Raw genomic sequence first — 23,996 nt, 5'->3', positions numbered from 1 at the left:
TCGCCGTTCGTGGAGGCTTTGGCTCGGGTGAAGAGCGGCGCCTTTTGGACCTCGCAGTTCGTGGGGGCAAGGCAGAATGTGCGGCTGAGGGGCCCGGACTGCGTCCGATTCCGGTACCGGGCCCGCGGATCGGCGAGGCCAGGTGCGCCCGTCGGTGTTCCCGGCACCGCCGGATGCGATGTGGTACCGATGAGTTGGTGCTGCGCGCCGGCAGCGGGCCGGCCCGAGGTTGAGGAGAACTGTGGCTATCCGGGTCTTTCTGGTCGACGACCATGCCGTATTCCGGTCCGGTGTGCGGGCCGAGTTGAGCCGCGAGAACGATATGGATGTGGTCGGGGAGGCGGGGAGCGTCGCCGAGGCCGTGGCCGGGATCGGCTCCGCGAAGCCGGATGTGGTGCTGCTGGATGTGCACATGCCCGACGGTGGCGGGGTGGCGGTGCTGCAGGGCATCGACGATCGCCGCGACGGTCCGGGATCGTCGGGTAACGGACCGGTCTGCCTGGCGCTGAGTGTCTCCGATGCCGCCGAGGACGTGATCGCGGTGATTCGCGCGGGTGCCCGCGGTTACGTCACCAAGACCATCTCGGGTTCCGAACTGGCCGAAGGAATTCGGCGGGTCGCCGGTGGCGATGCGGTGTTCGGTCCGCGGCTGGCCGGATTCGTCCTGGACTCGTTCACCGGGCGTTCCCCGGCGCCGGAACCGCCGCTGGATCCCGAACTGGATTCACTGACCCCACGCGAACTCGAGGTGCTGCGACTGCTGGCCCGCGGCTACACCTATCGCGAAATCGCGGAATCTCTCTTCATTTCGGTGAAAACCGTCGAAACCCACGCCTCGAACGTGCTCCGCAAAACCCAGCAGTCCAATCGCAACGCACTGACCCGCTGGGCGCATCGGCGCCGCATCGACTGAGCGCATCGCGGCGCATCACATCGCGGCGACGAGGATGACGATCAGGATGAGCAGCCCGATCAGCAGTCCGACCGCGATCGCCAGCGGCGCCGCGTTCGGCCCGAATCTGGTGAAGTCGATATCGACCAGCTTCGACCGGCCCAATTTCTGTTGCGGCGCAGCGGCACTCGGGGCGACCACCCGCGGCGGGCGGGGCAGTGGCGCGGAGTGCGGACTGCGCAGTCCGGCGGCGGAATTGCGTGCCGCCCAGGCCGGGATGGTGCCGTCGTCGGTGCGGATCGGGGCCCCGAGAATATAGGGCGCGGTGCCGGGGCCGAATGCGGCGGCGAGGATTTCCTCACGTGCCTCGGCCATGGTGGGGCGGCGCTGGGGTGCCGGTTCCATCATGTGCAGCAGTACCTGGGTGAGCGGTCCGCTGCGGGTGGGCGGGATGATCTGCGCCATGGCCGCGCGGGTGACGATCACATCGTTGTCGTCGTCGAATCCGTACGGCGGCTGCCCCTCGATCGCGGTGTACAGCGTTGCGCCGAGCGAGAATACGTCGCTGGCGGGTTCCGGTTTCGCCCCGCGCGCGACTTCGGGCGGCAGATAGGACGGCGTGCCGGTGATCACGTCCTCCGGCTCGTCGAAGGCCTCACCCGCGCTCGAGATACCGAAGTCGCTGAGTTTGGCCATACCCACCTCGGCGCCGCGATCGGCGACGAGGATGTTGCCCGGTTTGATATCGCGGTGGACGATCCCGGCGGCATGGGCGGTCGCCAGCGCGTCGGCCACCTGGGCGCCGATCTGCGCGACTTCGACCGGGGGCAGGGTGTCGGCCAGCGCCAGCGCCGTCGCGATGCTGCGAGAGGGCAGGTACTCCATCACCAGCCACGGCTCACCGGCCTCGAGTACCACGTCGTAGACGGCGATGGCGTGTTCGTGCGACAGCTTGGCCGCGACCCGCCCCTCGTGCATGATCCGGTTGCGCACCTCGGTGGCCTCGGCCTCGCTCAGCCCGGCGGTGGTGAGCACCTGTTTGATGGCGACATCGCGATTGAGCAACCGGTCGGTGGCAAGCCATACCGCGCCCATACCTCCGCCGCCGAGTTTGGACTGCAGGCGGTAACGGCCTGCGACGAGGTAGTCGGGGCCGACGATGGGGCGAGCGCGTTCGGTCACGGCGCGAGGATAGCCGAAAACCATGGCGACCGGCCTGGTTCGGTCTCCGGTTGGCCACGGTCACAGCCGGGTGGAGCGGTGTCCTGGGTGGTCACCGGAGCCGTTGTACACACGCCGGCCGAGGCGGTGACGGAACCGTCGCACTGGGGCTGATGTGGCGGATGGGCCGCGTCGCTTGACGGAGACCGGTCGGGAGGTTCTACTTTGGTCCTATCGAACGTATATTCGAGTTGAATCGATAGCTGGATCGGTGCTGAAGGCTCGTAGGCGGAGACAGGTGGTCGGCGAGATGGGTTCGGCGACAGATGCGCGGGCCGTGCAGCTGGCAGAGCTGCGACGGCGGATGGCCGCGGTTCCGGCACGTGGGGCCGAGGTCGCGGCACCTCCGCCGGTTGCCGTCGAACCGGTCCGGGAGCGGCTGCCCATACCTTCTGCCCTGGCCGGACTCCTGCCCGAGAGCGGGATACCCAAGGGGTCGGTGGTGGCGTACTCGGGTGCGGGGTCGTTGCTGACTGGACTGCTGGCCGAGGTGACGGGCGGCGGTGGCTATGCCGCGGTGATCGGATTGCCCCGGTTGGGACTGCTGGCCGCCGCGGAGATGGGTGCCGATCTGGGGCGGCTGGCCGTGGTGGCCGAACCCGGGCCGGATCCGATGGAGATCGCCGCCGTATTGCTGGATGGTCTGGATCTGGTGGTGCTGGGTCTGGCCGGTAGGTCGGTACCGCCCAGCCGGACTCGGGTCCTCGCCGCCCGCGCGCGCAGCAAGGGAGCCACCCTGGTGGTGACGGGCGGAAACTGGAGCGGGCCTACGCTGCGGATCGATTCCAGGATCGCGGGTTATTCGGGCCTGGGGCGCGGGCGTGGCCGCCTGTGCTCGGTACATCTGGATGTGCGCGTCGATGCCCGTTCGTCGCAGCCGCGCACCGGTCGCCTGGATCTGTGCCCGCACAACGGGCGCGTCGAATGGATTGCACCGGAGACGGATTCGCCGCCGGTGCCGGCAATGGAGATCAGCGGCGATGTCGCGTCCTGAGTGCTTCACCATCGGCAGCGTGCGCATCTCACCGCTGCCGCGATCTCAGAGCTGTGCCAGGGTCTGGGCGCTACCTCGGTCCCTGGGCTGTGCTGTTGTCCGTGTGGTGTCCGGGAACCCGGGACCGCGTCGGTATCCGGCGATGCCGACATGAAGCGGCCGGGTTTCCGGGTGCTGGCGGTGTGGTGCCCCGATTGGCCTGCTGTCGCCGCGGCGGCCGCGGCCGATATCGCACCGCTGCGGCCGGTGGTGGTGCTGCACGCGAATCGGGTGGTGGCCTGTTCCGCGGTGGCCCGTGAGGCGGGGGTGCGACGCGGACTGACCAGGCGGGAAGCGCAGGCACGGTGCCCGGATCTGCATGTGGCGCAGTCGGATCCGGATCGGGATGCGCGACTGTTCGAGCCGGTCGTGACGGCAGTGGACGAAACGGTGCCTGGCGTGGAGGTCTTGCGTCCCGGACTGCTGGTACTCGGCGCGCGCGGTGCCGCCCGCTATTTCGGTTCCGAGGAACAGGCCGCCGAACGCCTGGTCGACGCGGTCGCCGCGACCGGTGTGGAATGCCGCATCGGGATCGCCGACGAACTGTCGGCCGCGGTGATCGCCGCGCGTCGCGCGCAGATCGTCGCATCCGGTGCGGCCGCGAATTTCCTGGCGCCGCTTCCGGTGGGAGAGTTGGCCGTCGAGCCGAGCCTGGCCCCGCCGGAACGTGCCGAACTGGTCGACCTGTTGCATCGGCTGGGGCTGCGCCGGGTCGGTGATTTCGCGGCGCTCACTCCCGCCGAGGTCGCGTCCCGGTTCGGTGCCGACGCCATCCGCGCACACCGATGCGCCCGCGCGGAACCCGAGCGCCCGCCCTCGGCGGCCTCGCCCGCTCCGGATCTGGTGGTCGAGTATCGCTGCGATCCGCCGATCGAGCGGGTCGATGCCGCCGCGTTCGCGGGTCGCATGCTCGCCACCCGGCTGCACGAACGACTGTCGGCGGCCGCGGTGGCCTGCACCCGGCTCGCGGTGCACGCCGAAACCGCCGACGGGGAACAACTGTCGAGAATCTGGCGCTGTGCGCAGCCGCTGACCCCGGAGACCACCGCGGACCGGGTGCGCTGGCAGCTGGACGGCTGGCTGACCCACCGCGCCCTGGCCTCCCGGCGTGCGGGTGGCGGAAATCACGGTGATGCAGAAGATTCCGGCTCCCCGATCACTCTGTTGCGGCTCGAACCGGTCGAGGTGGTGGCGGCCGGTGCGCTGCAACTCGGGCTCTGGGGTGGAGTGGGCGAGGAGGAGCAGCGTGCCCGGCGCGCGCTCGTCCGGGTACAGGGTCTGCTCGGCGGTGAGGCGGTGCGGATCGGTGTGCGCAGCGGTGGTCGCGGTCCCGCCGAACGCGTCACCCTCGTGATCTTCGGTGAGGAGGCGGTACCCGCCACCGACCCCGATCAGCCCTGGCCCGGCCGGCTCCCGCAGCCGGCTCCCGCGGTGGTGTTGCAGGGCCATCCCGAGGTCCGGCTGGAATCCGCTACCGGCCTTCCGGTCTGGATCACCGAGCGGGGCATGTTCACCGCCGAACCGGCCGCGCTGCACTGGGGCAGCCGGTCGTGGCGGGTCGCCGGCTGGGCCGGTCCGTGGATATCGGACGAACGGTGGTGGGGCACCGGCGAATCCGATGGAACCGTCCGCGCCCAGATACTCCTCGACGAGGAGGAACGTGCCCTATTGCTGCTGGGGTACGAGCAGACCTGGCATGTGGAGGGCCTCTACGAATAACCGCGCGACCGCTGTTCAGCGCCGCCAGTGCAGCAGCCGATAGAAGTTCAGGTCGTAACCCCAGCCGAACGACCTCGGGGTGAACAGCCGCGGATCATCCGGATTCCACATCCGGGCGCGCATCCGCTCTCGGGTGGGGCGACGCCAGTCGTAGGGCATACCGAGCGCCTTGCCCTGAGGTGCGGGGATGCGATCGTCGGGCTCGGACATGGCGGAAGATCCCTTCGCTCGATCGGTATCCGGTGGTTCTCACACCAACTCTACGACGCTCGCCGGATGCGGCCCCCGCGCTATGGAACACCCCACAGGCAGCGGCGATCGGGCTCACGGCGACGTACCCTGGCTCATCGTGGAATCGAACGTCGTCCGGGTGCCGCTCGCGGGTGTGCAGATCGCCTACCGGGACTCGGGTGCCGCGGCGGTATCGCATCCGCTCTCGGAGGTGCCGGTGCTGCTGGTGCACGGGATGGGCGGCGACGGGCACACCTGGGACAGGTTCGCCACCGCGCTGATCCGATCGGGCCGGCGGGTCATCGTCCCCGATCTGCGTGGGCACGGCCGCAGTGCGCGCACCCCCACCTATCCGTTCGACGAATTCGGCGCGGACCTGCTGCGGCTGTGTGAGCGGCTGGAGCTGACCACCGTCGATCTGGTCGGTCACTCCCTGGGTGGTTACGCCTGTTCGTGGCTGGCGATCGAGCGGCCGGACCTGGTGCGGCGGCTGGTCCTGGAGGAGCAGCCGCTGCCGCTGCGTTCCGGTACCGAACAGCTCACTCTCACCCGGCGGCTGCCGTCGCTGCCGGAACTGTGGCACGCCACCACCAGCCTGCTCCGTCATCCCCGGGTGGTCCTGGCCTACGACCGGTCGATGACCGCACCGGCGCTCGAACAGCTCCGCACCCCGCATCTGCGATGGTGGGAGGGACTGGTGAACATCACCGCACCCACCCTCATGTTGCGCGGTGGTCCCGGCGGCCTGGTCGATCCGGAGAAGCTGGAAATCTTCCGTACCCGGGTGCCGGATTGCCGGGTCCAGACCTTCACCTGCGGGCACAGCATCCACCGCGATCGATACCGGGAGTTCGCGGCGGTGGTGTTGCCGTTCCTGGGACAATGAGCGGTCTCCAGGAGGCAGTGTGAGTGACACTGGCGAAGCTGCTCGCGATGCCGACCGGGTGCGGGTGTCCCGCACAGAGGGTCTGCCGTGTTCGGCGGCCGCCGCCGACATCCCGTTACCGGGCAGTGCGACCCGCGTCGGCGGCTGGTTGTGCGTCGAGCATCCCGGGGCGTGGGGCCGCGATGTGATCGGCGACGAGGTCCTGGGGCCGGAACTGACCGCCGAACTGGCGGTTCGCACCAAGGCGGCGCAGGTCCGGCCCACCCTGATCCGGCGCCCCGGCCGCAGCGAATTCGCCGGTGTGCGAACGGTTCTGCTCGCCTCCAGCCGGCCGCACGGATCGTGGTGTGAGCGCCTGGAGATCACGGACCTGAAGCAACTGCTCGACATCGATCTGCACCTGCTGAACGGTCCCGCACCGGGAATCGGTGCGGCGGTGCACGATCCACCGATCCTGGTCTGCGCGCACGGTAAACGCGATCAGTGCTGTGCCCGGCTCGGCCGCCCGATCGCGGCGCGGCTGGCCACGGAGTTTCCGGGCTTGGTCTGGGAGTGCTCGCACACCGGCGGCCACCGCTTCGCACCCGCGATGGTGATCCTGCCCACCGGGCTGACCTATGGGCGTGTCGACGGTGACGCGGCCGTGCGAGCGGTGACCGCCGCACGCCGGAATGCGGTGTCGCTCGACGGTTTCCGCGGTCGCAGTTGTTATTCGCCGATCGCCCAGGCAGCGGAGATCGCGGTGCGCGAGCGAGTGCCGGCGGCCGCGGATGAGCTCACCGTCTCGACGGCCGCCCCGGGAGATCTCGCCGATACCGTCGAGGTGAGCCACGCCGACGGCCGTCGGTGGCTGGTCACCGCCGAGACGGCCGCCTATCCGCCCCGGCAGGCCAGTTGTGGTGCGAAGCCGAAGGCCGCGACGGCGGTCGTCGTGCGCGATGTTCGTGACGATGCCGGACCGGGCTCGACGCGATCGCGCTGACCGTTCTCACCAATAGGTACCGGGTACCAGGCGCGCGGCGCGGCGCAGTGTCGAGCGCGTGACACGACCGGCGGTCGAGGTCCTGCGTATCGGTTTCGGCTGTGGCGCGGGTACTTCCGGGCCGGAATCGTCCGCCGGCGCCGCTTCGCCCTTGGCGGCGGGGGAGTCGGGCAGTGACCGGTAGTACCGGTGCAGCACGCGATCCTTGATCCCCGGCGCGAACAGTGTCCCGTACTCGGCCAGCGTGCCCAGCGGCACATCGATGCGCCGGGGTCGTTCGCTCAGGGCGCGCACGATGGTGGCCGCCGCCCATTCCGGAGAGGCCGAGGGGCCCTGAGCGCCACTGGGTGCGATCATCGGCGTCCGTACCAGCGGCATGTGGATGGTGGTGAAAGTGATCCTGTCCGACAGCATTTCGGCGGCCGTCACCTCGGCGAACTTGTCCAGTGCGGCCTTGCTGGCGAGATAGGCGGCGAACCGGGGCGCGGCGACCTGCACGCCGGCACTCGAAATGTTCACGATGTGCCCGAATTTACGCTCGCGCATCTGCGGTAACAGGGCCAGTGTCATCCGCACCGCACCGAAGTAGTTGACCGCCATGGTGCGTTCGAAATCGTGCAGCCGATCGGTGGAGCGATGCACCGCGCGGCGGATGGAACGCCCGGCATTGTTGACCAGCATGTCGACATGGCCGTGGGTGTCGAGAATGGCGGCCACGGTGCCCTCGACCGAATCGGAATCGGTGACATCGCACTGATAGGCGTAGGCCCGTCCGCCCGCGGCGGTGATCTCCTCGACCACCGTGTTCAGTTCGTCGGCGCGCCGGGCGAGCAGCAGCACCACCGCGCCCTTGTCGGCCACCGCGCTCGCCGCCGCCCGTCCGATACCGGAGGAGGCGCCGGTGATGACGACGTGTTTCCCGGCCAGATCCCGATCGGCGCGCCGACGGGCGACATATCCGTTTCCGGTGGGGTGTTCATCCGACATCGCTGCTCCCTTGCAGGTCCGATTTCCTCCGAACTTACTCCAAAGTAAGATCGCCTGCCAAGAGACGGGACCACATTCGTACGACCGGTTGCCTACCCCTCGAGAGGTAGGCGGCGGGCCCGGCTTCATCCCGCAGGGCGATCCGGCCGGGAGCTTTTCCGGTCATGCTGAGGGTCTTCGGATATTCGTGAGAGCCGGAAGGGGATGACTGTGGGTCTGTGGAATACGTTGCGTCGGCGGTCGGCGGCCAAGGATGAGAAGGCCGCGGCCGAAGCTCATGCGAAGGCGATCGCCGCCGGTGCCTCCGAACAGGAGGCGAAGGCCGCGGGCGAACAGGCGGCACGCCGCACTCGCCGCCGGCGCCGCATCCTGTTGTCGGGCGCCGGGCACGGCTGATCGTCTCAGGCGGTGAGCCGGTCGTCCTCGCTGATGAACAGGGTCGCGATCACACTGATCACCGCCGTCGCCACCAGGTATCCGCACGCGAGCCAGGGTGTCTTACCGCCGGCCGCGATCAGTGCGGTGACGATCATCGGAGTGATGCCCGAGGCGTAGATGCCCGAGAACTGGTACACGAACGACAATCCGGTGTACCGGACCTCGGGCGGGTACAGCCCGGCATACAACGTGCCCTGGGCGCCGTAGAACAGCGCGTGGGCCACTCCGAACACGGCGATGAGCGCGATCGTGAACACGGCGATATTGCCGATCTCGAACAGCGCGAACACCGGATACACCAGCACGCCGTAGGCGGCGATACCCGCGATGTAGACCCGCCGCGGCCCGAATCGATCGGTCAGCCTCCCCGATACCGGGATGAGGACGGCCATCACCACGGCCGCGGTGGTCACCGCGAGCAGTACCGGTACCTGCCGGAAGCCGAGATGTCCGGTCGCGAAGCTGATCGCGAACACGCCCCAGGTGTTGAAGGCTGCGCCCTCACCCCAGCGCGACAGCAGTCCGAGTACGGTGTTGCGGCGGTTGCGCGCGTTCCGGAACAGTTCCACCACGGGAACTTTCGAGATCTGGTTGAGCCGGTCGATCTCCCGGAACGCCGGCGTCTCGTCGACCTTCAGCCGCACGATCACACCGATCAGAACCAGGAACACGCTGGCGCCGAACGCGATTCGCCAGCCGTAGTTCAGGAACGCCTCTTCGCTGAGAGCCGAGCGCAACAGCGCGAAGACCCCGGTGCCCAGCGCGAGTCCGAGTGCCAGTCCGATCTGCGGATAACTGCCGAACCGGCCGACCTTCTTGCGCGGACTGTGTTCCACGGCCAGCAGTACCGCACCGGCCCATTCCCCGCCGAGAGCGAATCCCTGCAGAATGCGCAGGGCCAGCAACAGGATCGGTGCCGCCACCCCGATCGACGCGCTGGTGGGCAGGATGCCCATCAGCGCCGTGGATCCGCCCATGATCGCCATGGTCAGCGCGAGGGTGCGTTTACGCCCGATGCGATCGCCGATATGGCCGAAGACCAGACCGCCGATCGGGCGCATCAGGAAGCCGACGGCGAAGGTCGCGAACGACAACATGGTCCCGACGAAGGCGCTGGTGTCGGGGAAGAACAGGGTGTTGAACACCAGACCGGCCGCGGTCGCGTAGAGGAAGAAGTCGTACCACTCGACGGTGGTCCCGATCAGGCTCGCCGCGACCGCGGTCCGGGTGTCGGCGGCGCCGAGCTCTCGGTGCTGCGGTTCGTCGTGTCCCGTGGTGTGCTCGTCGAGCGCGGTCGCCGACGCGGACTCCAGAAGCGACATGGGGTCCCTTTCCCTCGCCGTCGATTGGCCGAAGCGACCATAATTCGGCGGCGGTACCTGCGAAAAGGGTTCGAATCAGGCAGATTTCAGGGGGTTTTCCGCAAGCTGCGCCCTTCACCCCGCGAGTGATCACGCCGTCCTCATGTCCCATAGCCTGGAGCGTCCGAATTTCGACCACGCGCAAGCGGCCCCCCGAACCTTCCCGCAGCGGTATGGCTCGGCCCGAAGCGGTCGTACGGCGTGCTGTCCACGTCCGGGTGACAGCGAGAAGGAATGAGGGCGGCGAACTCGGCGATGTCCTGCTCGGTGGGTGAGGAAGGCGGCAGCTCGTGCGGCTGCCATGTGCGCAGGGCAGCGAGGAGGCTGTCCAGCAGCGCGAGACTCGTCGACCAGCTCAGACTGGTATCTTCGGGCGGGTGGCGTTGTGGCAGTGCCGGTTTCATCATATTGATCACCGCGCCGCCAGCGGGTTCGGCCGGTGGCCCTCGTCGGGTGCGTACGCGCCCTCCCGTTCGTAGGTGCGGCCGGTCGCGAGGTCGTGGATATCGGTGAGTTCGGCCAGGTCCGGCGGTATCCGGCCGCGCAAGTGCGCCAAGCCGGGGACGATCAGCAACTCGATCTTGTGTGTCGTGACGTGGTCCAGGAGCGCCGCCGGGACGATCAGGCTGCTACTGCGACACAATCCGATGTACCGGTACCCGAGCCGGGCAGCGATCTGCCGCGCGCGAAAGTCCGTGTCGGTCATGGTTTTCACCAAGTCGACGCACACGTAGCCCATCGCGAGGGCATCGTCGTCAGCGTCCATGCGTGTTACCTCGTGGGTAGTGGGTCCGGCGTTCGGATTCGACGCGACGGCGGATCGCTGCCACGGTGCGATCCTTCGGAATGCGCTGAGGCCAAGCGATAATGGCGACATGGATTCCGGCCGCCGAGATGAGGCTGCCGATCGTCAGCGCGATCACAACATGCTCCCGGCACGGACCGAGGGGTGTTCGTCAGTGGGTAGGCCTGTCAGCGCAGCGATCCTCATGGTCGGTTCACTTTCCGGTGCCTGGTCGAGTTGGTTCGCACCCGCCGCCGGGGTCTGCGGCACCCGGCGGCGGGGCTCGATTAGAGCGTTGTCCGTCGCGAATGCGTTGACCACGAAGTAGTTCCGCAGTATTTCCGCAGCTTCAGTTGCGCGGACAGCGGATCGTTCTCCGGCCTGCTTGGGCCGGTGTACGTTTCGATCTACAAGCGCGGCACGAGCAGGGGAGCTGGGCCGATGATCATCTACGGTTGGACCGGAATCGAGTCGAAAACGCTGCGCACTGCCATGCAACTCTCCATCGAAGAGTTCGCCAGGGTGGTGCAGGTTTCGCCACGCAGTGTCGACGCGTGGGAATCAGCGGGGGCTGCTGCGTCGTTACGCCCATCGAGCAAACGTCAGCTGGACAATGTGCTGGCGGCGGCATCGGAATCGGTTGCGGCGAGGTTTGCGAACCTGCTCGGAACCGAGTCGGCCGCCCACAATGAGGTGGGTTGCGGTTCGCCGGTACCGGTTACGCTGGCCGATAACACCCTCGGTCGGGCGACCGTACTGGGTGCCGATGAAGCTGATCTGGTTTGGGTTCCGGCCCGGACCGCCGCTGGAGAGGTCATTCTCGTGTCACTCCCACGTCGCACTGTTATCGCTGGTATCGGGGTGGGGGCGCTCGCGGTCGCCGCGGGTGTCAAACCTGCCGCTGTCCTAGCGAACAGCCCGGAAATCGACCGCCTCGAACACTTCCGAAGTCTGCGCCTGTCACTGATCGAAAGTGACAACCTGCACGGCGCGCGTGACGTGATCCCTCTGGTGGAGCAGAGCATCGAACGGATAGGACAGCTCAAACGCGCCGGGGTGGGTGACCCCACAGCAATGCAGCGGATGCGAGTGCTCTATGCCGAGTTCGCCGCATGGCTGCACCAGGACTGCCGCAACTGGGGCCGAGCCCAGCATTGGACAGATCGGGGCCTGACCTGGTCGCACCAACTCGGTGATCCCTACTCGATCGCGGCAGTGTTGATCCGGAAAGCGCAGCTTGCCAACGACATGGGCGACGGCATCGAAGCTCGGGAACTGGCCGAGGCAGCTGAACGCGCAGCACCGCCGGCAACTCGCTTCGGAACTGTCGCAAGGACATTCGCCGGTCATGCCCACGCGCTCATCGGCGATAGCGTCGGTAGTGAGTCTGCGTTCGACCGCGCTCGTGAGATGGTCGACGATTCGAACATAGATCCATCCTGGGGATTCTTCCTCGACCACGCCTACATCGATGCTCATCAGGCGCAAGGCCGTGTCGGGCTCGGTGACTATCGGGGTGCCATCGACCAATTTGGTCGGGCCATCACCGGCATGCGCTCAGGGCAGACCCGCGACCAAGCGGTATACATCTCACGCCAGGCCGTCGCATACGCCCAGGCAGGCGAAGTCGAATCGGCTGCACGACTTGGGCAAGCCGTGCTCGACACGGGGGTAAGTACAGGTTCCGAGCGGATTCTGCACAATCTCCGCACCGTGCACGGCATGCTCGACCCTCGCAGTAGGCAATCCGAGATCGTCCAGTTTCGCGCGGCTGCACAACAGTGGGCACTCGCGTGACCCGCCCGTACGTTGTGTTGTCCGTTGCGACCAGTGTGGATGGGTATCTCGATGACACGAGCCCCGAGCGGCTCCTGCTGTCCAACGACACCGATTTCGACCGTGTGGATCAAGTGCGGGCGGAATCGGACGCGATCCTCGTTGGTGCCGAGACGATCCGGCGCGACAACCCGCGCCTGATTGTCAAGAACCAAGCACGCCAAGCTGACCGAATCGCTGCGGGCAAATCCGCGAACCCTCGAAAAATCACGGTCACCGCGAGCGGAGATCTGGACCCGGACGCGAAGTTCTGGCATCACGGGGTTGAACAGAAACCCGTCGTGTACACCACGAACGCCGGAGCCGAGAAGTTGGCCGGCCGGATTGGTGACCTGGCCGAAATCGTGCCGCTCGGTGAAGCTGTCGACTTCGGGGCGCTGGTCGATGATCTCGCCACCCGGGGAGTCGGCTGTCTCATGGTCGAAGGTGGCGGGCACATCCACACCGCATTCCTGTCCGCAGGCTTGGCCGACGAACTGCTGATGGCGATCGGTCCTACTCTCGTCGGTCAGAGCGAGGCGCCGCGGTTTGTTCACCCCGCGAGCTATCCTGGCGGCCCGGCTCGACGGATGCGCCTGGTAGATGTCACACAGATCGGCGATATTGCCCTGCTGCGTTACCACCCCAAGGAGGACTCTTGAGCGAGCACGATCACAGCTACTGGATGAATCGGGCTATCGAACTCGCGAAGCTGTGCCCGGTTGTGGAGGGTGCGTTCTCGGTCGGTGCGGTGATCGTCGTTGACGGGCAGGAGATCTCGAGTGGTTACTCCCGTGAGACCGATGAGAAAGTGCACGCGGAGGAGTCCGCGCTGAACAAGCTCGCTGTCGACGACCCCCGGCTGGCCCGCGCCACCATCTACAGCACCCTCGAGCCGTGCTCCGAGCGCGCGACGAAGACCCGGTTGCCTTGCACCGAGCGCATTTTGGAGGCGGGCATTCCCGAGGTTGTCATTGCCTGGCGTGAGCCGGCCACGTTCGTCGAGGATTGTGTGGGCGTCGAAAAGCTTCAGCAAAAAGGTGTCACAGTCGTCGAGTTGCCGGAGTTGGCCGATGCCGCGATGGCCCCGAACCGCCATCTCAACCTGTCGTAGGGCATCCGGTGCTACTTCGCCGACCGGTCGTTGAACCGGAATCGACGGATCGTTGAGCGGCGACTACGACGACGAGGGATGACAATGGTTGTGAAGGCCGCGAATTGGAAGGATGCTCGGAGCAGGGCCAAGCTGGACCCCGCCGAGCTGGAGCAGGCTCGGCGGCGAGAGCTGGATGCCCAGCGCGCTTTTCGTCTTGCTCAAGTCCGCAAGAGCCGATCCCGCACCTGAACCCGTCCGGGGACGGCTCAGCCCGCGAAGGCCGATGTCCGGGGCGGATCGGCGGCGGCCAGCCGCGCCAGCGCCTCGTATTCGGCCGTGCCGGGCTCGGCGCTGTAGGCCACCAGTCGCTGACCTGCCGCATTCGGAACCGCCAGGACCACGTACTCCAAAGCGAAGGAGCCGACCAGCGGGTGATGCAGGTGTTTGTGGCCGCTGACCTTGTGGCGCAGTTCGTGATCGGCCCACAGTTGGCGGAATGTGGCGCTGCCGGTGGTCATCTCGGCCACCAGTCGGCGCAGTATCGGATCGTCGGGCCGCTGTCCGGTGGCCGCGCGCAGATGGGCTACCGAGTCCGCGGCGATATCGTCCCAGTCCAGGAATCGTTGTCGCGACTCCGGATCGAGGAATACGTAACGAACGTTGTTCGGGCGGAGCGGGCCCTCGACCAGATGGCCGAATATCGCTGCGGCACTGTCGTTCCAGGCGAGAACGTCGCTGTAGCGGTTGATCACATAGGCCGCCGTCGGCTCGGACAGCAGTTCCAGCATGCGACGTGCGCCGGAGGCCAGTTCGTTCGGTTCTGCCGGTAACAGCCGCAGGTCGCCGCCCAGCGCGAACAGATGCTCGCGCTCGTCGCCGGACAGTCGGAGCGCGGTCGCCAGGGCGGCGAGCACACTGGGCGACGGGTGCGGGGCGCGGCCCTGTTCCAACCGGGTGTAGTAGCCGGGACTGACCCCCGCGAGCGTCGCCAATTCGGTACGGCGCAATCCTGGTGTCCGTCGTACTCCCTCGGCCGCGATGCCGACCGTATCGGGATCGAGTGCGGTCCTGCGCGTGCGCAGGAATGCTCCCAGCTCGCTTGCCCGGCTGCCTGCCACATCACCCTCCGAACCGTTTCGTGCCTGTTCAGGGTAGCCCTGTCAGGTACACCCTGATCTATTGTCCTGCGGCAGCACGCGATCGATGCTGGCCAGGTGAGCACAAACGTCATCATCCCGGCGCCCGGCATCCACACCGCCGCGGCGCCGGCACAGGCCCGGTGGACGCTGTTCGCCGCGTCCTTCGGATTCCTCATGGTCAGCCTGGACGCCACCATCGTGAATGTCGCATTGCCGACGCTGAGTCATCAGCTCGGCGCCGGGCTGAGTCAGTTGCAGTGGGTGGTCGACAGCTACACGCTGATCTTCGCCGCGTTCCAATTGCTGGGCGGCACGCTGTCGGATCGGATCGGCGCGCGGCGCGCGTTCACCGTGGGGCTCACGCTGTTCATCGTCGCGTCGCTGGCCTGTGGGCTGGCGGCGTCGCCGGCGATACTCATCGGCGCGCGGTTCGCACAGGGACTCGGTGCGGCGATCCAGTTGCCCGCCTCCCTGGCGATGATCCGGCACGCGTACGACGATCCCAAGCAGCGCACCCACGCGATCGGGCTGTGGGCCGCCGCGGGTGGTGCGGCGGTGGCGGCCGGGCCGGTGATCGGTGGGGTTCTGCTGGTGACGCTGGGCTGGCGATCGCTGTTCCTGGTCAATCTGGTGATCGGTGCGGTGGGACTGCTGGCCACCACCCGGGCGGCCGTGACGCCCGCTCGTACCGGTCGCCGCATCGATCCGGTCGGGCAACTCACCGTCGTCGCGGCGCTGTGCGGTGGGACCTACGCCCTGATCGAAGGCGGCCACCAGGGGTGGACCGCGGCACCGGTACTGGCCGGGCTCGTCGCGGCGGTGGCCGGTGTGGCCTTCTTCGTCTGGTGGGAGCGCCGGGTCGAGGACCCGATGTTGCCGCTGGATCTGTTCACCCACTCCACCTTCTCGGCGGCGTCGGTCGTCGGTTTCGTACAGAACTTCGCCTACTACGGCATCGTGTTCCTGCTGTCGCTGTTCCTGCAGGAACAGCGCGGTGACTCGGCGCTGGTGACCGGTCTGGTGTTCCTGCCGATGAGCCTGGGCGCGTTGACGGCCAACCTGCTCGGTGGCCGGATCACCGCCGCCTTCGGCCCGCGGCTGCCGATGGTCGGCGGGCAGATCGCGTTCGCCGCCGGTCTGCTGGTGCTGGTGCTGGGCGGCGCGGATATTCCGCTGTGGATGATCTGGGTGGCGACCATTCCGGTCGGCTTCGGTGCCGGGACCGTCGTGCCGGCGATGACCAGTGCGGTGATGGAGACCGTTTCGGCCGATCACGCCGGTGTGGCGTCCGCGCAGTTGAATACGGCCCGGCAGGTCGGCGGCGCGGTCGGGGTCGCGGTATTCGGAACGCTGGTGGCCGGGGACTTCCTCAGCGGTCTGCAGACCTCGCTGGTGGTTGCCGCTGTTGCCCTGCTGGGCGCTGCGGCACTGGGCGCGAAGTTCGTACGGGCCCGTTGATCGCGGCCAGTCGCAGCGTGTTCTCGTCCGGGCTGCCGGGGACGGCGGTCATGATCACGATCTCGAGTTCGGCATCGCCGTCGGTCAGGACGTCACAGTCCACCGTGATGGGTCCGACCGCGGGGTGCTCGATGGTCTTGTGGTCCTCGCGATGCGCGGCCGGTCCCGCCGCATTGTCCGGTGCCGACGCAGTTCTCGACGTCAACCTCGCGGGCGTGGTCCGCACGACGACCGCATTCCTGCCGCTGCTGCGCCGATCCTCGGATCCGGTCGTCGTCAACGTCAGCAGCGGGATGGGCTCGCCGGCCCGCACCCACGACCCGGCGCGCCCCGAATCCATGGCGTCGCACCGCTCTACACCGCGTCGAAAGCGGCACTCACGATGCTGACCACCCAGTACGCGAAGGGGCTGCCCGATATTCGGGTCGACGCCGCCGACCCCGGCTACACAGCGACCGATCTCAACGGCCACAGCGGCCCGCAGACCGTCACCGAGGGCACGGACGCCATCGTCGCCCTCGCCACGGAATCGCCCGGCTCCGGGTCCGGGCGCTTCGTCGACCGCACCGGCGAGATCGCCTGGTCCTGATGCGACCGACCCCACCTGTCGGACCCGCGAGTTACCATCGATTTCGAAAGTATGTTCGAGTCGAGAGGGTGGGTGCATGGGCTGGGGCAACGGTCCGCCGACCTGGGCGGAGATGGAGCGGGTGCTCTCCGGTCTGCCCGGTCGCGGATCGGAGCCGCCGGGGGATGGCGGGGACAGCCCGGCGTGGTCGCATACTCGGGGCGAATACCGGGCGGGTGTGCGGCCGCCGCCGGCCGGGCCGGTGGTGCCGTTCGCGGAACTGCACGCGCACTCGGCCTACAGCTTTCTCGACGGCGCCAGCCAGCCCGAGGAACTGGTGGAGGAGGCGGTGCGGCTGGGGCTGGAGGCGCTGGCACTCACCGATCACAACGGTTTCTACGGGGTGGTGCGGTTCGCCGAGGCCGCCGCCGAATGGGGACTGCCGACGGTGTTCGGCGCGGAATTGTCCCTGGGCGAAACGCTCGATCCGGCAACGATGTTCGAGCCGGCCGCCGCATCGCGAACGCTGTCCGACTCGCGGCCGCGCACCGGGGAGCCGGATCCGGCCGGTCCGCATCTGCTGGTGCTGGCCCGCGGACAGGAAGGCTATCGGCGGCTGTCCCGGGAGATGTCGGCCGCGCACATGGTGGCCGGGGAGAAGGGAATTCTGCGCTACGACCCGGATCGGCTGGCCGCCGCCGCGGACGGGCACTGGCATATTCTCACCGGCTGCCGCAAAGGCCATGTACGGCAGGCGCTCGCACGCGGTGACGCCGAAGCCGAGGCAGCGCTGCGCGATCTGATGGATCGCTTCGGCCGCGATCGGGTCACGGTCGAGCTCACCCAGCACGGCATTCCCACCGACGACGAGCGCAACCTCCGGTTGATCGCCCTTGCCGAGCGGTTGAAGCTACCGGTGGTCGCCACGACCGCCGCACATTTCGCCGGACCGGCCCAGCGTCGCCGCGCCATGGCGCTGGCGGCGATCCGCGCCCGGCGCAGTCTGGACGAGATCGCCGGCTGGCTGCCGCCCGCCGGCGGGGCGCATCTGCGGTCGGGTGCGGAGATGGCGCAGCTGTTCGCCGATTTCCCGTGGGCGGTGACCGGCGCCGCGGAGCTGGCCGCCGAATGCGCCTTCGATCTGAAGTTGATCGCCCCGGAACTCCCGCCGTTCGACGTGCCGTCCGATCATGACGAGAATTCCTGGCTGCGCCGGCTCACTCTGGACGGCGCCGCCGAGCGCTATGGTCCGCCGGAACGAAACCCCAAGGCGTACCGGCAGATCGAACATGAGCTCGACATCATCACCCGAATGAATTTCCCCGGTTATTTCCTGGTCGTGCACGATATCGTCGATTTCTGCAAGCAGAATGACATCCTGTGTCAGGGCCGGGGTTCGGCCGCCAATTCCGCGGTCTGCTACGCGATCGGTATCACCAATGTGGATCCGGTCGCCAACGATCTGCTGTTCGAGCGATTCCTGGCGCCCGAACGCGACGGTCCGCCCGATATCGATATCGATATCGAATCCGATCGCCGCGAGGAGGCCATCCAGCACGTCTACGCGAAATACGGCCGGGAGTACGCCGCGCAGGTGGCCAATGTGATCACCTATCGAGGTAGGTCCGCGGTGCGTGATGCCGCTCGGGCACTGGGCTTTTCACAGGGGCAGCAGGACGCCTTCGGTAAGCAGGTGAGCCGGTGGTCCGGGGTGTCGGCGGAAACGCACACCGAGATTCCGGAGCGGGTGCTGGAACTGGCCGGTGAGATCGAGGGACTGCCGCGGCATCTGGGTATCCACTCCGGCGGCATGGTCATCTGTGATCGGCCCATCGCGGATGTGTGCCCGGTGGAATGGGCGCGGATGCCGGGCCGCAGTGTCCTGCAATGGGACAAGGACGACTGCGCCTCGGCGGGCCTGGTGAAATTCGATCTGCTCGGGCTGGGCATGCTGTCGGCGCTGCATTACATGATCGATCTGGTGCGTGAGCACGAGGGCACCGAAATTGCCTTGTACTCGATCGATCTCACCGAATCCGCGGTGTACGAGATGCTGTCGCGCGCGGATTCGGTGGGTGTGTTCCAGGTGGAGTCGCGGGCGCAGATGGCGACGCTGCCGCGGTTGCGGCCGCGTGCCTTCTACGACCTGGTGGTGGAGGTGGCACTGATCCGCCCCGGCCCCATTCAGGGCGGTTCGGTGCATCCTTATATCCGCCGTCGCAACGGCAGTGAGGATCGGACCATCGATCATCCGGCACTGGAGAATTCGCTGGCCCGCACGCTCGGGATTCCGCTGTTCCAGGAGCAGCTCATGCAGATGGCGATCGATGTCGCGGGTTTCACCGCCGCCGAGGCGGATCAGCTGCGTCGGGCCATGGGGTCCAAACGCTCTCCGGAACGGATGGAGCGGTTACGCGAACGCCTGTACGAGGGCATGCGTGAATTACACGGCATCACCGGTGCGCTGGCCGATCGGATCTACGAGAAGATCTACGCCTTCGCCAATTTCGGTTTCCCGGAAAGCCATTCGCAGAGTTTCGCCGCGTTGGTGTTCTATTCGGCATGGTTCAAACTGCATCATCCGGCGGCCTTCTGCGCGGGGCTGCTGAATGCCCAGCCGATGGGCTTCTATTCACCGCAGTCGCTGGTGGCCGATGCCCGGCGGCACGGTGTGGTGGTTCACGGGCCCGACATCAATCGCAGTCTCGCCGCCGCGACCCTGGCCGAACACGGCACCCAGGTGCGGCTGGGGCTGTCCGCGGTCCGGCACATCGGTGACGAGCTGGCCGAAAAGATCGTCGTGGCACGTTCTTCCGGTCCGTACACCTCATTCCTGGACCTGACCGGGCGGGTCGAGTTGACGGTGCCGCAGGCCGAGGCCCTGGCCACCGCGGGTGCGCTCGACGGTATCGGTGCCGAATCCGGTCGTGGACTCGACCGGCGGCAGGCGTTGTGGGCGGCGGGCGCGGCCGCGGGGGAGCGGGCCGGCCGGTTACCCGGCACCGGTGCGGTCACCGACGCGCCGATGCTGCCCGGAATGAGCGACTTGGAGGCGGCGGCCGCGGATGTGTGGGCCACCGGCGTATCGCCCGGCAGCTATCCGACCGAATTCCTGCGCGAGCACTGGGACGGTCTCGGCGTGGTCCCGGCGAATCGGCTGCTCTCGGTGGCCGACGGGTCGAAGGTACTGGTCGGTGGCGCCGTGACGCATCGGCAGCGGCCGGCCACCGCCTCGGGAGTCACCTTCGTCAATCTGGAGGACGAGACGGGCATGGTGAACGTGGTGTGTTCGGTGGGGCTGTGGCGGCGCTATCGCCGGATCGCGCAGGGAGCGCCGGCGTTGCTGATTCGCGGCCGGGTGCAGAACTCGGAGGGGGTGGTCACCGTCGTGGCCGAACATCTGCAGCGGGCGGATCTGCGCATGCCGTCGAAGTCTCGCGATTTCCGTTGAGCGGGTGCGTCTTCCGAGACGGGGTGCGGCTGTGAATTTCGTCGTGGCAACGGGCGCGAACCCTGGTTACGTTCGAAGAGGGGGGCTTGAAACGGGGACTTCCGGTCATCCGTATCAAGCGATCGATTCGGCAAGGATAGCGAGACAGGGGGCGGCGATGAACCGCAGAGAAACCGGAGCGGCAGCGAACAGAGGCTTCACCACACACCGGCCGGGGCCCGGCTCGATCCCGCTTCGTTCGATGTTCGACATCCGGCGCACAGCCGATTGCCCGCAGGCGCCCATCGCCCGGCGGATCGCGGATCTGGCGGCGGCCTCGGCGTGGGCCCGCGACATCTGCGGCCGGCTCGGTGGCCCCGGATCGCGACGTGGCGATGCGGAATCGAGCCGGGACGGGGCCGGGGTGCCGCCCGGCGAGGGCCTGCGCATATCCCTGCGCGCCGCGGCCCTGTGCGATATCGCGGAGCAGTCCCTGCGCGATCTGCACAATACGATTTCGGCGCTGTCGGACTGCGTCGCCGATGCCGAGGCCGGGGGCTGCACGGTCGACACGGACTGGACCGTCACCGGTGAGCGGGACGGCGCCGCCGGGGAATGGACCGAGATCGTCGCCGCGGCGGTCAGCACCGTGCGCACCGCAGACCAGCGCAGCCACGAGACCATCCGGGCCGCGGCCGCCGCACTACTGGATATGGCGAATACGTTCGAACCGAATATCGGCATCGGCGCTGTCGCGTGGACGGAATCGCCACTCACAGAGGCACTGGGCGAACCGGGATGCGGGTCGTGACCGGCTGTTCTTCGCGGCAGAGGTCGTTACACCGCTCCCGGGAAACCCAGCTGGCGCCATGCCTCGTACACCGCGACGGCCGCGGCATTGGACAGGTTCATCGATCGGCGGCCGGGGAGCATGGGGATCCGCAGTTGTTCGGTGACGTGCGGATCGTTCAGCACTTCGTCCGGCAGGCCGGTCGGTTCCGGGCCGAACAGCAGGACGTCTCCGGTGCGGTAGGAGATATCGGTATTGCGAGTGGTGGCATGGGTGGTGAAGGCGAACACTCGCTCGGGTCGCAGCGATTTCCATGCGGCCGTGAGATTTTCGTGCACCGTCACCACGGCCAGATCGTGATAGTCGAGTCCGGCCCGGCGCAGCTTCGGCTCCGAAAGATCGAAGCCGAGCGGTTCGATCAGATGCAGCTCGCATCCGGTACCGGCCGCCAAACGGATCGCATTGCCCGTATTCGGCGGGATACGCGGTTCGAAGAACACCAGCTTGAGCACACCGAGACGGTACCCGCCCGCCCGGCGGCCCACGCCGCGGAGCCCGGCCTTCTGTTACCGTGACCGGCGGCCGTCTTCTGACGGCCGATCCGTTGTATCGGCACCGCGGTGTCGGTGAGTTTCGCAGGAGGTGGGTTGATGACTGTGCACGAGGCCGTTGTGCGCGCATCTGCCGGATATCTCCCCGGGGGCATCGGCTCCTTCCGCGCCGCGGCCTGATTCCGTCCTCGCCGAATCATCACCTACCGATACGAAACGGATTCGTACCATTGACCATTCGTAACTGGATCACACGCGCCGAAACCGCCGCCGACATTCCCGCCGTCCACGCGATCAACACCGCCGCATTCGACCGACCGGACGAAGCCGACCTCGTCGAGGCGTTGCGCGCGGATCCGGCCTGGATCGACGGCCTGTCGATCGTGGCGACCGCACCCGACGGCACCGTCGCCGGCTTCGCGCTGCTGACCCGCTGCCACATCGGCGACATCCCGGCCCTGTGCCTCGGGCCCTGTGCCGTATCGCCCGAGTTCCAGCGCACCGGCGCGGGAGCCGCGGCCATCCGTAACACACTGCGGACGGCGGCAGACCGTGGGGAGCATTTCGTCACAGTGCTCGGTCATCCCGAGTACTACCCACGGTTCGGCTTCCGACGGGCCGGCCAATACGGCATCGATCTGAGTATCGATGTTCCCGACGATGCGCTGATGGTCCTCGCGCTCGACGAGGATCATCCGGTTCCGTCGGGCCGTATCCGCTACGCCGCACCGTTCGGCATCTGATCGCCGCCGGGGCGTAGGCCGGCCCCATCCAGCGGCCGACCTGCGCCCCCTCTCGGCAGGGGTATTCGCTACACGGCCCCGCTCGGGGGCGCATCGCCGCTCGGTCGCGGCGGCCGCATCCGGTGGTCGTCGCGACTCGGGTCGCACATGCGAGAATCGCAGCCGTGACCGACGCGCCCACCACACAACCGCAGCATTCCAGCCCGGCGAACCGCTTCCCCCTTCATCTGCCGATGCTGCTGGTCGTTGTGGTCCTGCTGGTTGCCGTGGTCTTCGTGGCCCAGGACCGCTGGCGCCGTGGCGCGTTCTTCATCGGCGGGGCAACACTGCTCGCGGCGGCGCTGCGCTTGTGCCTGCCCACGGCCCGGGTCGGATTGCTGGCGGTGCGGAGCCGGCCCTTCGATATCGGGGCCTACACCGTTCTCGGCGGTGCCATCATCGTTCTGGCGGCAACGATCAGCAGCCTCGGCGTCGGCTGAGCCACTCGCGATCGAACCGGCCGCACCCGCTCGGCCCACTGCCGGGCCGAGCGTGGCGGCGCTGTGCTCAGGACGCGCGGGCCTCGCGCGCCGCGAGCGCCAGCTCCATGGTCTGTTCCAGCATCTTGCCGATCGCCGCGGTCTCGGTGAGGAATCCGTCGTGCCCGTCGCGGGAGTGCACCACTTCCAGGCCCTTGCAGCCGGGCAGCAGATCGGCCAGCTCCTGCTGGGTCCGCAACGGATACAACCGATCCGAGTCCACGCCGCCGACCAGGCACGGCACCGGGATGGCGGCCAGAGCGGCCTCGATACCCCCGCGGCCGCGTCCCACATCGTGGCGGTTCATCGCCTCGGTGAGCAGGATGTAGGTGGCGGCGTCGAATCGGGCGACGAGCTTGTCGGCCTGATGGTCGAGATAGCTCTGCACCGCGTAACGCCCACCGTCCCACGGGTCTTCCGTGCCCTGAGCGGTGTTGGCGAACCGGTGATCGAGTTCGAATTCGGTGCGGTAGGTCAGGTGTGCGATACGGCGCGCGACCCCCAGTCCGGCCCGCGGGCTGCGGCCCGTGCCGTGATACTCGCCGCCCTGCCAGTCCGGATCGGATGTGATCGCGGCGATCTGCGTGGTCTGGGTGCCGATCTGGTCGGCGGTCGCGCGGGCGCCGACGGCCAGGACCAGGGCGGCGTCGACACGATCGGGGTGACCGGCCATCCACTCCAGCACCCGCATGCCGCCCATGGAACCGCCGACCACCGCGGCCGTGCGGGCGATACCCAGCAGATCCAGCAGCACGACCTCGGCCTCGACCTGATCGCGGATCGAGATCTCGGGAAACCGCGTGCCCCAGGGCTTTCCGTCCGGTGCCGGGGAGGCGGGCCCGGTGCTGCCCTGACAGCCGCCGAGCACATTCGTCGCGATGACACACCAGCGATCGGTATCGAGCGCCGCGCCGGGGCCGACCAGGCCGTCCCACCAGCCCGGCAGCGCGTGCCGATCGTCCGGCCGTCCGCAGACGTGCGAGTCACCGGTCAGGGCGTGCTCGACCAGGACCACGTTGTCGAGTTCGGGCGAGAGCTCACCCCAGCGCTGGACGGCCAGCTCCACGCCGGGCACGACCGCGCCGTTCTCCAGCCGGACCTCGCCGATCGCGATGACTCCCAGACTGCCGTCCGGGGGTGGTAGCAGCGCGGTTGCGCCCGCGCGGGACGCACTCGATTCGATACTCACGGTCACCGCGCCTGCCACACGGGGTGGTCGATTCCGGCCGCCACCATCGGTCTGCGGGCCGGCCGGGGCATGGCACCGGCGGCCGCCAGATCGGCGCGCGACGGGTGCGCGCGCGAGGTCGAAGCAGCACGGACGACGAGGGAACACACATCCCCGATCGTAGCG

24 protein-coding genes and 1 pseudogene are annotated in these 23,996 nt (G+C 67.9%); 16 read left to right on the top strand and 9 right to left on the bottom strand.

The window, feature by feature from the left end; genetic code table 11:
- Positions 1-247 precede the first annotated feature (247 nt).
- Positions 248-913, top strand: a complete 666-nt coding sequence (locus AB0L57_RS25740) for a response regulator transcription factor (RefSeq protein WP_364967078.1) — start codon at positions 248-250, stop codon at positions 911-913.
- A gap of 15 nt (positions 914-928) precedes the next feature.
- Here the strand turns inward: AB0L57_RS25740 and AB0L57_RS25735 are convergent, their stop codons facing one another.
- Positions 929-2,098 (bottom strand): serine/threonine-protein kinase, encoded by a 1,170-nt coding sequence (locus tag AB0L57_RS25735; protein WP_364967037.1) that lies wholly within the window; start codon positions 2,096-2,098, stop codon positions 929-931.
- A gap of 265 nt (positions 2,099-2,363) precedes the next feature.
- Between AB0L57_RS25735 and AB0L57_RS25730 the strand changes: the two genes are divergently transcribed.
- Both AB0L57_RS25730 and AB0L57_RS25725 read left to right on the top strand, forming a co-directional pair.
- Positions 2,364-3,107, top strand: a complete 744-nt coding sequence (locus tag AB0L57_RS25730) for a hypothetical protein (protein ID WP_364967034.1) — start codon at positions 2,364-2,366, stop codon at positions 3,105-3,107.
- Positions 3,108-3,257: 150 nt separating this feature from the next.
- Positions 3,258-4,865, top strand: coding sequence for a DNA polymerase Y family protein (locus AB0L57_RS25725; protein WP_364967032.1), 1,608 nt, complete (start codon positions 3,258-3,260; stop codon positions 4,863-4,865).
- Positions 4,866-4,880: 15 nt separating this feature from the next.
- On the opposite strand, the gene AB0L57_RS25720 is transcribed toward AB0L57_RS25725, so the two are convergent.
- Positions 4,881-5,075: a DUF5808 domain-containing protein gene (locus AB0L57_RS25720; protein WP_364967029.1), complete on the bottom strand. Its 195-nt coding sequence runs from the start codon at positions 5,073-5,075 to the stop codon at positions 4,881-4,883.
- 139 nt (positions 5,076-5,214) lie between these two features.
- On the opposite strand from AB0L57_RS25720, the gene AB0L57_RS25715 reads away from it, so the two are divergent.
- Complete coding sequence (locus AB0L57_RS25715; protein WP_364967025.1) at positions 5,215-5,982, top strand: alpha/beta hydrolase; 768 nt, start codon at positions 5,215-5,217, stop codon at positions 5,980-5,982.
- A gap of 64 nt (positions 5,983-6,046) precedes the next feature.
- Positions 6,047-6,964, top strand: a complete 918-nt coding sequence (locus AB0L57_RS25710) for a sucrase ferredoxin (RefSeq protein ID WP_364967075.1) — start codon at positions 6,047-6,049, stop codon at positions 6,962-6,964.
- Positions 6,965-6,970: 6 nt separating this feature from the next.
- Here AB0L57_RS25710 and AB0L57_RS25705 read toward each other — a convergent pair.
- Positions 6,971-7,891: pseudogene (locus AB0L57_RS25705) on the bottom strand (SDR family NAD(P)-dependent oxidoreductase); the annotation flags it as partial.
- 264 nt (positions 7,892-8,155) lie between these two features.
- Here AB0L57_RS25705 and AB0L57_RS25700 point away from each other — a divergent pair.
- Positions 8,156-8,347 carry a hypothetical protein gene (locus AB0L57_RS25700; RefSeq protein WP_364967022.1) on the top strand — a complete coding sequence of 64 codons (192 nt, stop codon included), beginning with the start codon at positions 8,156-8,158 and terminating at the stop codon, positions 8,345-8,347.
- A 5-nt stretch (positions 8,348-8,352) separates the two neighbouring features.
- On the opposite strand, the gene AB0L57_RS25695 is transcribed toward AB0L57_RS25700, so the two are convergent.
- Both AB0L57_RS25695 and AB0L57_RS25690 read right to left on the bottom strand, forming a co-directional pair.
- Positions 8,353-9,711, bottom strand: a complete 1,359-nt coding sequence (locus tag AB0L57_RS25695; protein WP_364967019.1) for an MFS transporter — start codon at positions 9,709-9,711, stop codon at positions 8,353-8,355.
- A gap of 451 nt (positions 9,712-10,162) precedes the next feature.
- Positions 10,163-10,516, bottom strand: coding sequence for a hypothetical protein (locus AB0L57_RS25690; protein WP_364967017.1), 354 nt, complete (start codon positions 10,514-10,516; stop codon positions 10,163-10,165).
- 459 nt (positions 10,517-10,975) lie between these two features.
- Here AB0L57_RS25690 and AB0L57_RS25685 point away from each other — a divergent pair, with 459 nt between their 5' ends.
- Genes AB0L57_RS25685 through AB0L57_RS25675 form a run of 3 tightly spaced genes read left to right on the top strand, consistent with a single transcriptional unit; the run spans position 10,976 to position 13,463 of the window.
- A complete protein-coding gene (locus tag AB0L57_RS25685) occupies positions 10,976-12,331 on the top strand; it encodes a hypothetical protein (protein ID WP_364967014.1) in 1,356 nt (451 codons plus the stop codon).
- The gene (locus AB0L57_RS25680; protein ID WP_364967012.1) at positions 12,328-13,011 is read left to right on the top strand and encodes a dihydrofolate reductase family protein; all 684 of its coding nucleotides are present in this window, start codon (positions 12,328-12,330) and stop codon (positions 13,009-13,011) included. The genes AB0L57_RS25685 and AB0L57_RS25680 overlap by 4 nt, the downstream gene beginning before the upstream one ends.
- Entirely contained in the window at positions 13,008-13,463 is a 456-nt protein-coding gene (locus tag AB0L57_RS25675; protein WP_364967009.1) for a deaminase, read from the top strand. The genes AB0L57_RS25680 and AB0L57_RS25675 overlap by 4 nt, the downstream gene beginning before the upstream one ends.
- Positions 13,464-13,711: 248 nt before the next feature.
- Here AB0L57_RS25675 and AB0L57_RS25670 read toward each other — a convergent pair whose 3' ends face one another.
- Positions 13,712-14,563, bottom strand: a complete 852-nt coding sequence (locus tag AB0L57_RS25670) for a helix-turn-helix transcriptional regulator (protein WP_364967007.1) — start codon at positions 14,561-14,563, stop codon at positions 13,712-13,714.
- Positions 14,564-14,659: 96 nt separating this feature from the next.
- Here AB0L57_RS25670 and AB0L57_RS25665 point away from each other — a divergent pair, with 96 nt between their 5' ends.
- A complete protein-coding gene (locus tag AB0L57_RS25665; protein ID WP_364967005.1) occupies positions 14,660-16,042 on the top strand; it encodes an MFS transporter in 1,383 nt (460 codons plus the stop codon).
- Here the strand turns inward: AB0L57_RS25665 and AB0L57_RS25660 are convergent.
- Positions 15,954-16,268: a hypothetical protein gene (locus AB0L57_RS25660; protein WP_364967072.1), complete on the bottom strand. Its 315-nt coding sequence runs from the start codon at positions 16,266-16,268 to the stop codon at positions 15,954-15,956. The genes AB0L57_RS25665 and AB0L57_RS25660 overlap by 89 nt on opposite strands.
- Here AB0L57_RS25660 and AB0L57_RS25655 point away from each other — a divergent pair.
- From AB0L57_RS25655 to AB0L57_RS25640, 4 genes are all read left to right on the top strand, one after another.
- Positions 16,150-16,431: a hypothetical protein gene (locus AB0L57_RS25655; protein WP_364967080.1), complete on the top strand. Its 282-nt coding sequence runs from the start codon at positions 16,150-16,152 to the stop codon at positions 16,429-16,431. The genes AB0L57_RS25660 and AB0L57_RS25655 overlap by 119 nt on opposite strands.
- A complete protein-coding gene (locus AB0L57_RS25650; RefSeq protein ID WP_364967003.1) occupies positions 16,425-16,631 on the top strand; it encodes a hypothetical protein in 207 nt (68 codons plus the stop codon). The genes AB0L57_RS25655 and AB0L57_RS25650 overlap by 7 nt, the downstream gene beginning before the upstream one ends.
- A 76-nt stretch (positions 16,632-16,707) precedes the next feature.
- Positions 16,708-20,061: an error-prone DNA polymerase gene (locus AB0L57_RS25645; RefSeq protein ID WP_364967001.1), complete on the top strand. Its 3,354-nt coding sequence runs from the start codon at positions 16,708-16,710 to the stop codon at positions 20,059-20,061.
- 241 nt (positions 20,062-20,302) lie between these two features.
- Positions 20,303-20,851 carry a hypothetical protein gene (locus tag AB0L57_RS25640; RefSeq protein ID WP_364966998.1) on the top strand — a complete coding sequence of 183 codons (549 nt, stop codon included), beginning with the start codon at positions 20,303-20,305 and terminating at the stop codon, positions 20,849-20,851.
- Positions 20,852-20,877: 26 nt separating this feature from the next.
- On the opposite strand, the gene AB0L57_RS25635 is transcribed toward AB0L57_RS25640, so the two are convergent.
- On the bottom strand, positions 20,878-21,342 hold the full coding sequence (locus tag AB0L57_RS25635) for a tRNA (cytidine(34)-2'-O)-methyltransferase (RefSeq protein ID WP_364966995.1): 465 nt from the start codon (positions 21,340-21,342) through the stop codon (positions 20,878-20,880).
- 269 nt (positions 21,343-21,611) lie between these two features.
- Here AB0L57_RS25635 and AB0L57_RS25630 point away from each other — a divergent pair, with 269 nt between their 5' ends.
- Both AB0L57_RS25630 and AB0L57_RS25625 read left to right on the top strand, forming a co-directional pair.
- Positions 21,612-22,124 carry an N-acetyltransferase gene (locus tag AB0L57_RS25630; protein WP_364966992.1) on the top strand — a complete coding sequence of 171 codons (513 nt, stop codon included), beginning with the start codon at positions 21,612-21,614 and terminating at the stop codon, positions 22,122-22,124.
- 233 nt (positions 22,125-22,357) lie between these two features.
- Positions 22,358-22,603, top strand: coding sequence for a DUF3017 domain-containing protein (locus AB0L57_RS25625; RefSeq protein ID WP_364967070.1), 246 nt, complete (start codon positions 22,358-22,360; stop codon positions 22,601-22,603).
- A 67-nt stretch (positions 22,604-22,670) separates the two neighbouring features.
- Here the strand turns inward: AB0L57_RS25625 and AB0L57_RS25620 are convergent, their stop codons facing one another.
- Positions 22,671-23,825, bottom strand: coding sequence for a homoserine O-acetyltransferase (locus AB0L57_RS25620; RefSeq protein ID WP_364967068.1), 1,155 nt, complete (start codon positions 23,823-23,825; stop codon positions 22,671-22,673).
- Positions 23,826-23,996: the final 171 nt, after the last annotated feature.

The sequence above is a fragment of the Nocardia sp. NPDC052254 genome, from assembly GCF_040679495.1.
Classification (GTDB): domain Bacteria; phylum Actinomycetota; class Actinomycetes; order Mycobacteriales; family Mycobacteriaceae; genus Nocardia.
This window is presented reverse-complemented; position numbering and strand designations above follow the sequence as displayed.

Bases quoted from the DNA above. Each gene is read 5' to 3' on its own strand.
- AB0L57_RS25700 (WP_364967022.1), top strand. From the start codon at position 8,156: ATGACTGTGGGTCTGTGGAATACGTTGCGTCGGCGGTCGGCGGCCAAG.
- AB0L57_RS25650 (WP_364967003.1), top strand. From the start codon at position 16,425: ATGCTGACCACCCAGTACGCGAAGGGGCTGCCCGATATTCGGGTCGAC.
- AB0L57_RS25695 (WP_364967019.1), bottom strand. From the start codon at position 9,711: ATGTCGCTTCTGGAGTCCGCGTCGGCGACCGCGCTCGACGAGCACACC.
- AB0L57_RS25690 (WP_364967017.1), bottom strand. From the start codon at position 10,516: ATGGACGCTGACGACGATGCCCTCGCGATGGGCTACGTGTGCGTCGAC.
- AB0L57_RS25640 (WP_364966998.1), top strand. From the start codon at position 20,303: ATGTTCGACATCCGGCGCACAGCCGATTGCCCGCAGGCGCCCATCGCC.
- AB0L57_RS25735 (WP_364967037.1), bottom strand. From the start codon at position 2,098: ATGGTTTTCGGCTATCCTCGCGCCGTGACCGAACGCGCTCGCCCCATC.
- AB0L57_RS25725 (WP_364967032.1), top strand. From the start codon at position 3,258: ATGAAGCGGCCGGGTTTCCGGGTGCTGGCGGTGTGGTGCCCCGATTGG.
- AB0L57_RS25720 (WP_364967029.1), bottom strand. From the start codon at position 5,075: ATGTCCGAGCCCGACGATCGCATCCCCGCACCTCAGGGCAAGGCGCTC.
- AB0L57_RS25625 (WP_364967070.1), top strand. From the start codon at position 22,358: ATGCTGCTGGTCGTTGTGGTCCTGCTGGTTGCCGTGGTCTTCGTGGCC.
- AB0L57_RS25685 (WP_364967014.1), top strand. From the start codon at position 10,976: ATGATCATCTACGGTTGGACCGGAATCGAGTCGAAAACGCTGCGCACT.
- AB0L57_RS25655 (WP_364967080.1), top strand. From the start codon at position 16,150: ATGGGTCCGACCGCGGGGTGCTCGATGGTCTTGTGGTCCTCGCGATGC.
- AB0L57_RS25645 (WP_364967001.1), top strand. From the start codon at position 16,708: ATGGGCTGGGGCAACGGTCCGCCGACCTGGGCGGAGATGGAGCGGGTG.
- AB0L57_RS25730 (WP_364967034.1), top strand. From the start codon at position 2,364: ATGGGTTCGGCGACAGATGCGCGGGCCGTGCAGCTGGCAGAGCTGCGA.